This is a genomic window from Erythrobacter sp. NFXS35 (genome assembly GCF_040148725.1).
GTDB lineage: Bacteria > Pseudomonadota > Alphaproteobacteria > Sphingomonadales > Sphingomonadaceae > Erythrobacter.
On record NZ_JAGDEB010000002.1, the window covers coordinates 233,909 to 248,013 of the forward strand.

15 protein-coding genes and 1 pseudogene are annotated in these 14,105 nt (G+C 63.3%); 7 read left to right on the forward strand and 9 right to left on the reverse strand.

Going from position 1 to position 14,105, the window contains the following annotated elements; translation table 11 throughout:
• The 3 genes and pseudogenes from J3454_RS08625 to J3454_RS16190 form a co-directional block, all read right to left on the reverse strand.
• Positions 1-933, reverse strand: a complete 933-nt coding sequence (locus J3454_RS08625) for a TolC family protein (RefSeq protein WP_349513917.1) — start codon at positions 931-933, stop codon at positions 1-3.
• Positions 934-1,025: 92 nt separating this feature from the next.
• Positions 1,026-1,523, reverse strand: a complete 498-nt coding sequence (locus J3454_RS08630) for a TolC family protein (RefSeq protein WP_349513362.1) — start codon at positions 1,521-1,523, stop codon at positions 1,026-1,028.
• Positions 1,524-1,545: 22 nt separating this feature from the next.
• Positions 1,546-2,028: pseudogene (locus J3454_RS16190) on the reverse strand (TolC family protein); the annotation flags it as partial.
• Positions 2,029-2,280: 252 nt separating this feature from the next.
• Here J3454_RS16190 and J3454_RS08635 point away from each other — a divergent pair.
• Positions 2,281-3,426 (forward strand): JmjC domain-containing protein, encoded by a 1,146-nt coding sequence (locus J3454_RS08635; RefSeq protein ID WP_349513918.1) that lies wholly within the window; start codon positions 2,281-2,283, stop codon positions 3,424-3,426.
• Here the strand turns inward: J3454_RS08635 and J3454_RS08640 are convergent.
• Complete coding sequence (locus J3454_RS08640) at positions 3,423-3,971, reverse strand: pseudouridine synthase (protein ID WP_349513363.1); 549 nt, start codon at positions 3,969-3,971, stop codon at positions 3,423-3,425. The two genes, J3454_RS08635 and J3454_RS08640, sit on opposite strands and share 4 nt — an antisense overlap.
• Before the next feature lie 317 nt (positions 3,972-4,288).
• Between J3454_RS08640 and J3454_RS08645 the strand changes: the two genes are divergently transcribed.
• The 4 genes from J3454_RS08645 to J3454_RS08660 all read left to right on the forward strand — a co-directional run bounded on the left by J3454_RS08645 (position 4,289) and on the right by J3454_RS08660 (position 9,131).
• Positions 4,289-4,885 (forward strand): hypothetical protein, encoded by a 597-nt coding sequence (locus J3454_RS08645; protein ID WP_349513364.1) that lies wholly within the window; start codon positions 4,289-4,291, stop codon positions 4,883-4,885.
• A gap of 142 nt (positions 4,886-5,027) precedes the next feature.
• The gene (locus tag J3454_RS08650) at positions 5,028-5,780 is read left to right on the forward strand and encodes a fimbrial biogenesis chaperone (protein WP_349513365.1); all 753 of its coding nucleotides are present in this window, start codon (positions 5,028-5,030) and stop codon (positions 5,778-5,780) included.
• On the forward strand, positions 5,767-8,214 hold the full coding sequence (locus J3454_RS08655) for a fimbria/pilus outer membrane usher protein (RefSeq protein ID WP_349513366.1): 2,448 nt from the start codon (positions 5,767-5,769) through the stop codon (positions 8,212-8,214). The genes J3454_RS08650 and J3454_RS08655 overlap by 14 nt, the downstream gene beginning before the upstream one ends.
• Positions 8,211-9,131, forward strand: a complete 921-nt coding sequence (locus J3454_RS08660) for a hypothetical protein (protein WP_349513367.1) — start codon at positions 8,211-8,213, stop codon at positions 9,129-9,131. Before J3454_RS08655 ends, J3454_RS08660 begins: the two co-directional genes overlap by 4 nt.
• Here J3454_RS08660 and J3454_RS08665 read toward each other — a convergent pair.
• Both J3454_RS08665 and J3454_RS08670 read right to left on the reverse strand, forming a co-directional pair.
• Positions 9,128-9,526, reverse strand: a complete 399-nt coding sequence (locus J3454_RS08665; RefSeq protein WP_349513368.1) for a hypothetical protein — start codon at positions 9,524-9,526, stop codon at positions 9,128-9,130. The two genes, J3454_RS08660 and J3454_RS08665, sit on opposite strands and share 4 nt — an antisense overlap.
• A gap of 175 nt (positions 9,527-9,701) precedes the next feature.
• On the reverse strand, positions 9,702-10,022 hold the full coding sequence (locus J3454_RS08670; RefSeq protein WP_349513369.1) for a DUF6481 family protein: 321 nt from the start codon (positions 10,020-10,022) through the stop codon (positions 9,702-9,704).
• 361 nt (positions 10,023-10,383) lie between these two features.
• On the opposite strand from J3454_RS08670, the gene J3454_RS08675 reads away from it, so the two are divergent.
• Positions 10,384-11,550, forward strand: a complete 1,167-nt coding sequence (locus J3454_RS08675) for a L,D-transpeptidase family protein (protein ID WP_349513370.1) — start codon at positions 10,384-10,386, stop codon at positions 11,548-11,550.
• Positions 11,551-11,562: 12 nt separating this feature from the next.
• On the opposite strand, the gene J3454_RS08680 is transcribed toward J3454_RS08675, so the two are convergent.
• On the reverse strand, positions 11,563-12,237 hold the full coding sequence (locus tag J3454_RS08680; RefSeq protein ID WP_349513371.1) for a sugar transferase: 675 nt from the start codon (positions 12,235-12,237) through the stop codon (positions 11,563-11,565).
• 311 nt (positions 12,238-12,548) lie between these two features.
• On the opposite strand from J3454_RS08680, the gene J3454_RS08685 reads away from it, so the two are divergent.
• Positions 12,549-12,722: a hypothetical protein gene (locus J3454_RS08685; RefSeq protein ID WP_349513372.1), complete on the forward strand. Its 174-nt coding sequence runs from the start codon at positions 12,549-12,551 to the stop codon at positions 12,720-12,722.
• Between the two features lie 17 nt (positions 12,723-12,739).
• On the opposite strand, the gene J3454_RS08690 is transcribed toward J3454_RS08685, so the two are convergent.
• Both J3454_RS08690 and J3454_RS08695 read right to left on the reverse strand, forming a co-directional pair.
• A complete protein-coding gene (locus tag J3454_RS08690) occupies positions 12,740-13,102 on the reverse strand; it encodes a Rap1a/Tai family immunity protein (protein WP_349513373.1) in 363 nt (120 codons plus the stop codon).
• 59 nt (positions 13,103-13,161) lie between these two features.
• Positions 13,162-14,100: a cell wall hydrolase gene (locus J3454_RS08695; RefSeq protein ID WP_349513374.1), complete on the reverse strand. Its 939-nt coding sequence runs from the start codon at positions 14,098-14,100 to the stop codon at positions 13,162-13,164.
• Between the last annotated feature and the right edge of the window lie 5 nt (positions 14,101-14,105).

Below are 14,105 nucleotides of genomic sequence, written 5' to 3' on the forward strand. Positions count from 1 at the left end.
CTATGCCTGCGCGGCATCCACCAGCGCGCGGTTGGCGGCAAGCTGCGCCTCCGCCCGCGCATAGGCGGCGCGGGCTTGGGCGAGCCGCGCCTCGGCCTCGCCATATTCCTGCTGGGAGGCGGAATCGACCGCGAGCAGCGCAGCGAAGCGGGCGAAGGTCTCCCGCGCCAGTTTGAGGCTGGCCGCCGCCTCCATCAGCGCAGCCTGAGTCACGTCGACCTGCGCGCGCGCATTGGCCAGATCGACGCGCGCACCGGTCAGTTCCGCAGCGGTGCGATCGCGCTGGAGATAGGCGATCACTTGACCCCGGCGCACGCGCGACCCGATTTCCAGACCCGGTGCGACGTAGGCGACCCTGCCGCTGTTCTGGAAGGTGAGGAATTCGCGTTGCGCGGCGCGTGCGGTCCCCTGCGCATAGACCCATGATTGCACCGGCGCTTCGGCTACGGGCACGACGCGGACGCTTACTCTGGCGGTCTCGGCCTGCTGCCCTTCGGCCTCCTCGCCGCCGCTACACCCGGCCACGATCAAAATTGCTGCGCACAGGATTGCCCGTTTCGTGGCGATGCCGCCGCCTCGGCGAAACCGCCGCCCAGCGCCAGATGCAGATCGATCCGGTTTTCGAGCCGCGCACGGCTGGCCGCGACATAGGCGCTGCGGGCGTCGAGCGCGGTCTGCTCGCTTTTGGAGCACCGTGATGAACGGCTCGAGCCCGGCGCGGTAGCGGTTGAAGGCGATCGCCACAGAATCTTCGGCAGCCGCCGCCGCAGACCGGAGTGCCAGTTGGCGCGCCGCCAATTCGTCGTCCACCGCCAACGCCGTTTCCACTTCCGTCAACGCCTGCAGCGCCGTTTCGACATAGGCGGCGATGGCCTCGGCCTGCCGCGCCTCTGCCGCTTCCACCTGCGCGCGCAGCCGCCCGCCCTGAAAGATCGGCTAGAGGATGGCGCTGGCAATGATCCAGACGAAAAAGTCCCCGCCGAGCAGGTCAGACAGCGCGTTGCTGCTGGTCCCCGCTGATACGGTCAGATTGATCGCAGGCAGCAGCGCGCGTTCTGCCGCCTCTTGGCGAAAGCCGGTGGCGAACAGGTTAAACCGGCCGCGCGGAGATCGGGCCGCCGCGCCAGCAATCCGGCGGGAAGGCCCGCGGGCGGCGGCGGCGGGACTTGCGGCAAGGCTTCGGCGACGGCCACCGCGCCATCGGGCCAGGCGCGGATCAGCGCGTCGAAGCTGCGCGCCGCACGCTCCGCCGCCTCACCCCGCTGCGCCAGCCCGGCCCGCGCCTGATCGAGATTAGCAAAGGCGAGCACCTTGTCCCCCGGCGGCGCGATGCCGATGTCGGCGCGGTTGCCGACCTGCTGCGCGATTTCTGCGAGCGCGGCGACCCGCTCCGCCGACACCGCGACCTTTCGGCGCGCTTCGATCAGCCCGAAATAGGAACGAGCCACCTGCTCCGCGATCGACTGGCGCACGGCCCGGAGATTTTTCCAGGCTGGCGAGGAAATCGGCGCGTGCGGCGTCATTTTGCGTCCCGATCCTACCCCACAGGTCGAGTTCCCAACTGACATTCGCGCTGGCCGAGAGACTGTTTGTGACGAAGCCGGCGACATCATCCGCTTCGCCCCCGTCACTACCGCCGCCGCCCGGAGGTGTCGGCAGCAGTTCGCCGAAGCCGAGCCCCGAAAGGTTCTGGCGCTGGCGCGATGCGCCGAAGCGGGCGCTGATCTGCGGATAGAGGTCGGCGCGGGCGATCCGCGCCTGCGCGCGCGCCTGCTCTGTCCGCGCCACCGCCTGCAGGATCGATGGGCTGTAGAGACCGGCGCGCTCGACATAGGTGGTCAGCAGCGGATCGTCGAACCGGGTCCACCATGCATCGGCAATGCGCACATTTTCAACCGACCCGGCTGCGGCGAAGCGGTCACGAGGCTCCGCCACGACCGCGCCCATCGCAGGCACGGCGGGTTTCGCAACCGCGCACCCGGCCAGCAGGAACAGGGAGATGAGCAGAAGGAGCAAACGGGGCGGCATTGGTCCTCATCACCGGGAATGACCCGGTGGGCTTGATCGTCACCTTCCGTTCGGATGAAGCTCCCCGCACTATCATGGTTCGGAATTGGGGCAGGCCAATCGCGCAGGAGCGGTCTTGGCGGGAGATCAGCCCTGTTGATTCTTGCGGCGATCACCTAAAGGCCGGCTCCGGCGCGCAGACATCGCGGCCGGGCAGAAGGCGGCCATGCGCGACTTGCCGCACGCAAAGGGAAGCAAGTGGCGATTGCAACGATGACATTGCGGGATTTCGACGCTGGGGCGTTCCTGCGCAATCACTGGCAGCAAACGCCGCTGGTGATCCGCAATGCTTTCGATCACTGGTCAAACCCGATCGAGCCGGACGAACTGGCCGGCCTTGCGTGCGAAGATTGCGTCCAGTCCCGCATCATCACCCGCCTGGAGCAGGCATGGGAACTGGAGCATAGCCCTTTTCCCGAAAGCCGCTTCACCCAGCAGGCGCGCGCGCCGTGGACGTTGCTGGTCCAATCAGTCGACCATCATGTCGCAAGCGTTGCCGCCCTGCTCGATCTGTTCCGGTTCGTCCCGAACTGGCGGGTCGATGATGTCATGGTGAGCTATGCGGTCGACGGCGGCGGTGTGGGCGCACATTTCGACCATTATGACGTTTTTCTGGTGCAGGGTCTGGGCCGGCGCCGCTGGGAAATCGGCGCGCTGTGCGATGACGACACGGCTTTGATGCCGCACGACGGCCTGCGCCTGCTTGCCGATTTCCAGCCGACCGAGGAGTGGATCCTGGAACCGGGGGATATTCTTTACGTCCCTCCGCGTGTGGCGCACCGCGGCACGGCCGTCGGCGATGATTGCATGACCTATTCTATCGGCTTTCGCGCCCCGTCGCGTAGCGAACTGATCGAAGCCTGGGCCGATGACATGGTCCCCGATCTGTCGGACAGCGATCGCTACGAAGATCCGCGTCTGGCGCGTCAAGACAATCCCGGCGAAATCGGCGCGGATGCCCTCGAGCGGATGCAGGGCATGATTGCCGAAGTATTGCTGGACCAGCCGCGCTTTGCCCGGTGGTTCGGGCAATATAACACTGCCCCGAAACATCCCGAGATCGACTGGCGGCCGGAGCATCCCGCCAGCGCCGACGACATCCGGCGCTGGCTGGCAGCAGGCACGCCGCTCGTCCGCAACCCCGCCAGCCGGTTTGCCTTCATCCGCCAGACGCCGTCATCGGTGCTGCTGTTTGCGGACGGGCATTGCTTTGCGTGCCGCGACGATGCAGCCGATCTTGCGCAGAGGGTTTGTGCCGACGCGCAGACCGTGGTCGCACCGGACTGCGCCCCGGCGACGCTGGAGCTGGTCGCCGCATTGTTCAACGAGGGCAGCCTCGCCTTCGATTGTCCGGACTAGGCGGGCGTTTCCTTAATCTGCCCCGGTGCGATCCCGTCCAGGGTCCAGTCGCCGATCGACCAGCGCACCAGCCGCAAGGTAGGCAAGCCGACCGCCGCCGTCATCCGGCGCACCTGCCGGTTGCGCCCTTCGCGGATCGTTATGCGCAGCCACCCGTCGCGGACGGATTTGCGCTCGCGGATCGGCGGATCGCGCGGCCACAGCGCGGGCGCTTCCATGCGGTCGACCACCGCCGGCAGGGTCATGCCGTCCTTCAGGCGGACTCCTGCCCGCAGCCGTTCCAGGTCCTGTTCCTGCGGGATTCCTTCGGTTTGGACCCAATAGGTCTTCGGCAGCTTGAACCGCGGATCGGCAATGCGCGCCTGCAGGCGGCCATCGTCGCACAGCAGCAACAGTCCCTCGCTGTCGCGATCGAGCCGCCCGGCCGGATAAACGCCCTTCACATCGATGAAATCGGAGAGCGTTGCCCGCACTGTCGGCGATCCGCGATCGGTGAATTGCGACAGAACGCCGAAGGGTTTGTTGAAGAGGATCAGTCGGGCCATCCCTCTGTCCATATTGATGGATGGCCCCGCTGTCTTCAGGCCAGCGGAGCCTTTTCACTAGCCGGGCGGGAGCGAGCCGCACAGGCATTCGCGATTGCTCCCGAGATTGTCCGAAACCGGGACGAGCCTGACGAACAGACACCGATTCGGACAATTCGTCTGGACTCGCACCGGCAGTTAGTTAACAAAAGGTTTAGCTGGAGGGGGCGGATCGGATGCCGGTCCTGCTGAAAAGCATCGCATATCTAAGCAGTCCTCCATTCCGGTCTTAAGTCTCGGCAGTTTGCAGAGGCTAACGCGTTATCTGGAGAACCAAGATGAAGAAGATTGCTCTTTTCGCCCTGATGTCGACCGCAATGGCCGCGCCTGCCATGGCCGAATCGTCCGATGTCGCCACCATCAACCTCACCGGCACAGTCCAGCAGATTTGCACCGTGGTACCGAATCCGGGCCTCGCAGGCGGCAACGCCGGTGCGACCACCCCTTACTCGGTGTCGGGCGACGACGTGACCACCAGCTGGACCTTCCTGATCAACAATACCCTTGATCCGACACAGGCAACCATCGGCGATACCTCGCAGCGCTTCTTCAGCGTCGGGTTCAACACCTTCTGCAACGACAACTTCACCTGGTCGACGCAGGCCACCAACGGCGCCATGATCAATGGTGACGGTTCGGCTCCCGCCGGCTTCACCGGCATTCTGGACTATAACGTGGCGATCAAGCAGCTGGGCACGGGCGCAGCACCGCAACTCAACGGCCAGAACTTTGCGGCCGGTCAGACGATCGATTTCGCCAGTGATGCGTTCCAGGGGACCTCGCAGCTCGACATCAGTGTCGGAGCAAGCAGCACCCCGCCGGTTGCAGGCGACTATGTCGAAACGCTTACCTTGACCTTCCAGGCCGACGCCTGATCGACGACGACAGGACGGCGGTCGACAGAAATGTCGGCCGCCGTTTGCTTTTTAAGAATCCGCTCAGGGTTTTCGCTTATCGACGGCGGCGGCGGGCAGGTGCATGGAAAGCGCGCCGGGGGGGGGCTAAATGAAATATCTGGTGCAACTTCTCGCATTTTTGCTCGCTGCGATCGGCCTTGCCGCGCAGCCTGCCATCGCGAGCCTGCGGGTCAATCCGCTGATTATCTACCTGCAGCCGAGCAGCACCGGCTCCTCGCAGGTCATCGAACTCACCAACGTGACCGACATCGAGCTTCCCTTCGAAGTCAACGTGATCAAGCGCACCGTGGTCGACGGAGCCGAAGTGCCCGTCGCGGCGGATGATGATTTCGTGATCTTCCCGCCGCAGATGATCATCGCGCCGGGCGCCACCCAGACGCTGCGGGTGCAGTTCCTGCCGGCTGCCGAACTCACGCAATCGGAAAGCTATTACATTTACGTCACGCAGGTGCCGGTCGAATTGCGGCCCGGCATGAGCGGTATTCGGGTGAACTACCGTTTCGGCATCTCTGCCCACGTCACCCCTTCGGGCGTGAAGCCGGACGTGCAGGTAGCCGCGTTTGAGCGGGGCACAGACGACAAGGGCCGACAGGGCTACGACGTAACGGTCGCGAATGCCGGTTCCCGCTTCGTAAGGCTGTCCGAAGAAGGGCTTGCCATTCCCGGCGGACCAACGTGGAACAAAGAGGAAATTAAGGAAGCGATCGGCACCGCCTTCATGCTCCCGGGCCAGACGAAGCGCTATTTCATCGCCGACGAACCGGGCGCTGTCGCGGCTGACACAGCCGTGATTGAAGATGCCGTGATTGAGGCTGCAGAAACAGCGAGCCAGGACAAGAGTGAGAAACTGTAGCCTTCCGCTGCTACTGTTCCTGAGCGCCAGTTTCGCCTGCGGACTTGTAGAACCTGCGCTTTCGCAGGAACCGTTGGTAAACCCGATTCCGCTGACGGTGCCGGTGTATGACGGTGACGCGCCGCTCGGAACCGTTTCGGCCGAGGTCGCGACGGACGGAAACTTTCGCGTGCCGACCGAAAGCCTGCTTCCGATCCTCCAGCGGATTTACGATGCCGATCAGTTCGCACGGCTGAGTGAGCAGCTCACCGGCGTGCAACACGTCTCGCGCGCCGATGCCGAGCGGCTCGGCGTGCCGCTGCGGTTCGATCAGTCCCGCGTTGCGCTGGTCCTCTCCATACCCGCCGACGCGCGCGGGCGGACCACACTCCAGTTCAATTCGCTTGGCGAAGAGCCCGCCCCCACAGCCTCGCGCCGCGAGCCCGAAGATTTTTCGGGTTACCTCAACGTGAGCCTCGGCGTGATCGACGATCCGCGCCTGCTGGTCGGCAGGACAAGGGGAGAGCTGTTCCTCGACGGCGCTGTAAGGATGGGCGATTTCGTGATCGAGAACACCAGCATCCTGCGTGCCGGTGGCGGTGACGACCGGTTCCATTCGCGCCTTGCGACCCGGATCACGCGCGATTTTCCGGACCAGTTGATGCGGGTATCGGTCGGTGATGTCATCCCGCCGACCGTCGGCTTCATCGGCTCGGTCGATCTGCTCGGCGTCTCGGCGTTCCGCAATGTCGAGGTGTTTCAGCCGTTCCGTTCGACCCGGCCCACCGGCCGCCAGTCCTTCGTGCTGAACGAGACGGCCAACGTCGACATCTATGTCAACGGATCGCTCCTGCGGCAGGAGCGGCTGCCGCCCGGCAATTACGACCTCGCCAATTTCCAGCTGATCGAGGGTGCCAACGACGTCCGGATCGAGATCGTCAATGATCGCGGCGAAAAGCAGAGTCTCGATTTCACCAACTTCTTCGATTCGCAGCTGCTGGCCGAAGGAATTTCGCAATGGGAGTTCGCCGCAGGGTTCCGCTCGCAGCGATTCGCTTTCACGATCGATTACGAATTCGACACGCCGGTCGCTTCGGGGTTCTATCGCCGGGGCGTCAGCGATGTCCTGACGCTGGGTGGCAATTTCAAGCTGGAGAATGACCAGATCATCATGGGCGGGCAGGCCATCGCCGCGACCGGCCTCGGTAATTTCTCTCTGGATGCTGCGGCAAGCCTGACCGGTTCGACACCCGGCGGCGCGGTCGCGCTCACTGTCCGACCGCAGCTTCCGGCTGGCTGGAGAGCGCGCGGCAGGACGCTCGACGGCTTTCTGGAATACACTTCCGAAAGTTTCGGCGACAATGTCTTCACCCGCCGGGGCGGAGGACTGCGCACCGGTGTCAGGTTTACCGAAATTCTCATTCCCGATCGGCTGAACTTCACCGGCAATGTAGGCTTCAATTCGACCTTTTCTGGCCGGGGCGGGTTTGAGACGACGGCAAGTTTCGCGTATCGCTTCGAAAACAACCTCGTCGCCCGGCTGACGGCGGACTACCGTGAAGCAGCCGCGTTCGACGAAGCCTTCGCGGTGCGGATATCCATTGCCAAGCAGTTTGGCAGGCAGACGCGCGCGGTCGCCAATTATGATACGCGCCGTAATCGCTACAACGCCAACATCGATTACAGGTCGCAGTATGGCGGAATCGGAACCGTCACCGCCAATCTCGCGACCAGCGGTGCCGATACGCAGCAGAGGGTGATCGATGGCTTCGCCAGCTACACCGGCAATCGCTTCGAAGCGACCGGCGGCTATACCCACATCATCAGCGAGGGCCGCGCCGACGAGATCGGGAGCCTGCGCGCCAATATTGCCACCAGCATCGCCTTCGCCGGGGGTGAAGTGGCGATCGGGCGGCCCGTGCGGGATGGATTTGCCATTGTCGGCGGGCACGAGACACTCGATGGACGCCAGATCGTGGTTGCGCCCGGCAACGATTTTCAGGGCGACATCGCCCGTTCGGGAAGCCTGGGTCCTGCGCTGGTACCCACGCTCAACGCCTATTCGCTCAACCGACTGCCGATCGACGTCATCGACCTGCCAGCGGGCTATGACATCGGGACGGGCATCGTGGAATTCTTCCCGCCGCTGCGGTCGGGCTACGCCATCGAGATCGGGAGTGACCGGCGCGCATCGCTCATCGGGGTCTTGCTTGATCAGTTCGGAAACCGTCTGGGCTTTTCCGTCGGCACGGCAAGCTCGCGCGGTGACGTGGAATTCGGCGAGCAGAAGGTGTTCACCAACCGGCAAGGGCGGTTTGCGCTTACCGGACTGATTCCGGGCGAGAGCTACAGGATGGTGTTCACTGAAACCGGACAATCGGTGATCGTAACCGTACCCTTGGAGGCCGAGGGCTTTGTCGACCTCGGCGCAATCATGGTAGAGGATCAACAATGAACGGATTCCACCTTCTTCTTGCTTTCGTGGCCGGGGTCGCGATTCCTGCGAGAGCAGCAGCATGCGAAATTTCGATAGCCGCGCCGGGTTCGGTGCAATTCGAAGGTGAATCAGGACAGGGGTATGACAGCTTCACGGCGCTGCAGTTCGAAACCGATTTTATCGTGATACTGGAAAATCGCGGGGCCGAACCTTGCGATGGGCTTGCGTCTTTTCGCGTTCCAGGCGCGCTGATCCGGTTGCTTGATACAGGGGGCGCCAGCCTCACCTACGAGATCCTCGGCCCCACCAATACCAACAGCGTCATCACGCCTGCTGGCGATCCGATCGATCGTACCGAGGCGGTGCTGCTTCAGCTCGCATCCGGCCAATCGCAGCAACTCGCGTTCCGCTTCCGCGTGCCTGCGCAGCAGATCGTCCCGGCCGGAACGTACAGCCAGTCTGCAGTGATCGAGTTCGTCGAAACGGATGACGCCGGTTTGCCGGTCGAAAGATCGCTTGAATTCATCGCACGGGTCCGTTCGTCGATGACCCTGATGCTTTTCGATAATTCCGTCACGCGGGGCGCAGGCGACGGGCGTTCGGCCGTTCTCGATTTCGACGTGCTTGAAACGGGCGAACAATTGTCGCTGTCGCTGCTCGTGGTGTCGAACGATCCCTACACAGTCGATTTCCTTTCGGAACATGCCGGACGCCTGGCGCACTCGGTTCTGGGCGACGCGCACGTCATACCGTACCAGCTCACGCTCGATGGCGCGCCGATCCCGCTCGGTCCTGCGCCGGCGGGAACTGCGCGACGCGAGCCGACGCCCGCGGGCGGGAACCAGTCGAGAATAGCGGTCAGGATCGGCGAAGTGGGATTGGCCCGCGCTGGAACGTACGAAGACGTGATTACCGTCTCGATCCAGCCGGACTAAGCTTCCGCGCGGATATCAAAAAGGAGGACGGGCGATTGATCGCTGGTTCCCGACACAGGGCTGACCGTGACCGTTTCTTGCCCGGCATAGGCATTTGCATAAGTCGCTATTTCGAAGCTGCTGCCGAGTTCGACGTGAATCGTCGTGCGACCGTTGCTGATCAGGTAGCCTGCGGGATCGCCGTCCAGGAGAGTTCCGGTAACCGAAGCCCCCTCTCGCTGGTTGCAGAATACCGACAATCGCGCCGACAAGATACCCTGCGCGCGCGCGAAGCTCTCACTCGAAAGCGCACAGACGACGGGAACGCTGCCTCGAATTTCGATGACGTTCTGGGCGATGGGTGCCGCCATGCTCTGTGCGACGATCACCATCGATAGGCTTGCTGCACCGAACATCTGTTTTCCTCCACGCGCGATCAAGGAGATAGGCGTCGAAGGTTAATTTCCGTTTAGCGCCTCGGCGAAATGGCACCTAACGGGGGCTTTGCGCAGTCGGTCCATGGATGTCCCGGGTCGGTCGCCCTGATTCACGGAAGGGTCTTGCCGTGCGCGACCTGACCATTTGCGAGTATCAGGATTTCCGTTTCTTACGCGCAGCATAGCGCGCATCACGAGCAGCCTTCAGTTCCGCTTCGGACTTCGGCGGCGGCGCCGGTTTTTCGCGCTCACGCTTTGCCTCGGCCTGCGCTTCGCGTTCACGAAGGCGGGCTTCTTCCTTTTCCGCACGCTTGGCAGCTGCCTTCGCATCGCGCTCCTGCTGCCGCGCAACGCGGGCTGCGACCTCGGCAGGATCAAGCTTGGGGGCGGCCTTCAGCTTCTTCAAAGCGCTGGTCTTGGCCCGGGCCGAAGCTGCGGCGCGGTCCTGAAACCCCGGTTCTTTGTAGCCCTTCATCGTCATTCCTCGTCAAAATCATGTGTGCCGCAGTGCAAGACCGGGTCTGTTAACGGCGCGTGTGGTCGAAACTGGTCGTGGGGGCAAGGGCGGTCACGATCCGGCGGCCCGAACGCCGGGCTGAAGGAGGGTTGCAGACCGACGCAATTCCTTTGCTGTAACACCAGCGCACAGACCATTTGCCAACTTCGATCAGGGAAATTCGGGATCCCCGATCCTACACGGTCGCTCGTCCACATTCACCATATCCCATCCATCCCGGCACTGGCCCACGCATCCGCTTCGATTGCGCAAAGTTGCGCATCGGAAGCGCCGAGCTTCCTCTTTCAGGGGCCTGTCGGTTCATCCTCCGAGGTTTTGCATGCGTTCATCCCTGCTGACCGCCGCCGCCACCCTCTCGATCCTGACGCTTGCGGCATGCGGCTCGAATGATGCCGCGGATGATGCCCGAGAAACGCCCCGGCCTACGGCGCGCGCAGACACCAACGGTGCAGACGCGATGGCCTCGCGCGATCCCGGTTCTGAGCCGGATTCGGGGATGGCGCAGGCTAACAACATTCCGGATCCGGAGGCTCGGCCCGTCATGCAGGCCCAGGTGGTGCTGGAGCGGCTTGGCTTCGGTCCGGGCGTGATCGACGGGAAGCGAGGCATGTCGTTGAGCAATGCAATCGCAGGATTCCAGGAATCGCGCGATCTTCCGGTCACAGGCGAATTCGACGAGGCAACCCAGCAGGCGCTTGCGCAATGGGATAATATTCCTGCCACGCGCGTGGTGACCATTCCGCAGGATTGGGGAAATGTCGCCTTTGCCGAAGTGCCCGAAAGCGCTGCGCAACAGGCGCAGATGAAGCGTTTAGGGTATGAAAACATGGCCGAGAAACTGGCCGAGCGCTTTCACACGACACCCGAGGTACTCGCCGAACTTAATCCCGGCGGGCGGCCAGCCGGTTCTCCAACAAATGCCGATTCGCCGAGCCCGTCCGGCTCCCCTTACAGACCGGGTCAGCAATTGCGCGTCCCCAATGTCGGCGCCGACCGGATTGTTGCATCCGAAATCGACAACAAGGACTGGCTGGAAACCCTGCGATCACTGGGCGTGGGCACTGACCAGCCCGAAGTCACCCGGATATTGGTCGACGAATCCGAAGGCTGGCTGAAGGCCTATGACAGTGACGGTCGGCTGGTTGCGATGTATACCGTCACCACCGGCTCGCGGAACGACCCGCTCCCCGTGGGGGACTGGAAGGTGACCGGTGTCGCGTACAACCCGCCCTTTGCCTATGATCCCGACCTGTTCTGGGACGTGCCCGACAGTGCGGAGGACCTACAACTCCCGCCGGGACCGAACGGTCCGGTGGGCGTGGTCTGGATCGATCTAACCAAGGAGCATTACGGAATCCACGGCACGCCTGCGCCCGAAACCATCGGCCGCGCGCAAAGCCATGGCTGCGTCAGATTGACCAACTGGGAAGCTGCACGGCTGGCGCAGATGGTCAGTCCGGAAACGCAAGTGGTGTTCAGGAAGTAGAGCCCGCCTGCTCTAGTACGAGCCGCGCGCTGCGAACACGCTGGGCACCGTCATCACGATGATCCTGAGATCGCGCAGCACGCTTTTGCTGCTGACATATCTGGCATCGATCAGCACCCGCTCGAAATAGCGGATGTCGCTGCGGCCAGAAATCTGCCACAGCCCTGTCAGTCCCGGCCGGACGAGGCAGTAGAGCGCGAAATGCTGGCCGTACCGCTCCGCTTCGGCCTCGACGATCGGGCGAGGCCCAACGATGCTCATTTCGCCCCGCAGGACGTTAATTAACTGCGGCAGTTCATCGAGACTCGATTTACGGAGAAAATTCCCCAGCGGCGTGACACGCGGATCGTTGCTGAGCTTCTGCGATTCCGCCCATTCGCGCGCCGCACGCGGATCAGCCCGCAGCAGCGATTCGAGCCGCGCTTCGGCATCGATCACCATCGTGCGGAATTTCCAGCACAGGAACGAGCGCCCATCCTTGCCGATGCGCCGATGCCCGAAGAACACCGGTCCAGGGTCGCAGATCTTCGTCGCGAGGGCGATCAGAGCGAATAATGGCAGAAAAAACAGCAACGCGAGGCTGGCGATCAGAATATCGATGCCTCTGGAGATCGCCCCCGGATTATACACGAAGAATGGAACGGGCTGGCTGGTTGTCGCTGCCGGCGTGTTCGATCGATAGTGCATGTTTCCTGCCTGTTGTTCTGGTTGCAATCCCTACGATGGAACCGAAATTAGACAGGATTCGAATTGAGCGCTGGCCCCCAGAATCGCTGTCCTATTGCGAGCAACTGTGTAGAAACATCGCAGGGGCGAGACCTTAGGACAGGTTAATATCAACCTTACTTATTGCAATTCGGTGCCGCAGAAAACTCGGTTCGACCTGTTTCGATAAGATGCGGCAAAAAACGCTAGGACAGCGCCGAAGATTGCGCGAACAGGGCGATGCAGGAAAAACGCGCCAAACAAGCGCGTCGAGCAATCTGGCGGGAGCGGCGATGGCGGAAATTTCTGGGGTGCAAAGCGGTTCGAGACCCGCCGATCGTGCGCAGGTCAAGCAGGCGCGGCGCAGCGATCGGCGGTTTGCCCGTCCGGTTCGGTTGGCGATCATGCTGGTGGTGCCGATTATCCTGTGGGCCGCTGTCTTCGTCGCGGTGCGCGCAATGTTCTGAAAGGGACGAAGACCCAATTAGCTGCCGGCGCCGGTTGGCGGGGCCATGGTTACAACCGCACACGGAAACTTTTCCTGCAATGCCGACACGACGACCGACGCGGCCTGCGCCGAGGTGAGGGATGGATTCGCGACCAAGTGCGCCTCGAATACATCGGCCAACTGGCCAAGCGTAAGGTCTCGAGGAAGGCACGGATCGCCACCGCCCAGCCATTCCCGGTAAGATCGCGCCGCATCCGCGGTGGCGGCGAGATAAGCAAAGCAGTAACTCCGCCCGAAGCTGGAATTCTCGCGGCATTTTCGCAGCAGTTCGCCGGCGGATTCGAACCCATCGACCGGATCGCTCGCGACCGCACCCCGGCTTTGGGCGGCGAGCGGCATTCCTGGCAGGGCCGCCATCACCGTCAGACACATAAGCGCCAAGCCCCGAACGGCAGCCCTCATTGCGTCCGGTCTTCCTCGGTTGCGAGGCGTAGCGGACGCGCCTTGAACAGAACGGGTGCCGCTGGGCGGGCGTCCAGTGCGCGCATTCCGCCGAAGCCATCGGCCGCGCTGCCATCGGGCTCGCCAGCCGTCATCAATGCCTGTTCCTCGCCTCTTACCGCGGCCCGCGCGCTCCATTCGGCAATCAGCGGCTCGCGCCCGGCATAGGCCGACGAGAACGCTTGAGGCCGCCCCGCATTTCCGCGCCAGCGATAGAACACATGACGTCCGATCTGGCCAGTATAGTCGAGCGTCCGGCTCCAGTAGGGCTGCACGTAGTCGGCGTGATAATGAGTCGACAGGCCCACCTCCTTGGCCACCGTTCCGCCCAATGCAGCCTTTGCGACCAGATTGGCCTTGCGCCACAGGTTGAGCATCGGGGCGCGGGCGCGCGACCCATCGCAGGTGAAGGTGAACTGGCAGCCAGTCGACAAATGCTGCCCTTCGAACACCACGCCGCACACACTGTTCGGATATTCCGGGTGCCGCACACGGTTGAGCACGACCTGCGCGATGGCGCGCTGGCCGGCAGCCGGTTCGAGCGCGCCTTCGTAATAGATCGCCTGCGTCAGGCAATCCTCGGCGCGGGCCGGACTGGCGGCATCGCCATAGGAGGCAACGAAAGGCACCGCAGGATCGATCGCGAAGCGCGGCGTCTCGGGTGTCGGCACGGCTTCGCCGCTGCGCGCTGCGGCGTCGCTAACGGCTGTCAGGTCCGGCAAGGCGGCTTCGAAGCTGGCCGAATTACCCGATTGCTCCGGCACGATGAACAATACCGCCGCCGCCACTGCAGCCATGAAGCGTAAGCCCCAGGCGTAGCGCCTCCCCGCCCGGCTTGAGCGGGTGGAGGGCGCGCGGTAGGCGAAGGTGGCATTGGCAGTCTGTGCGGAGGACATAGGCG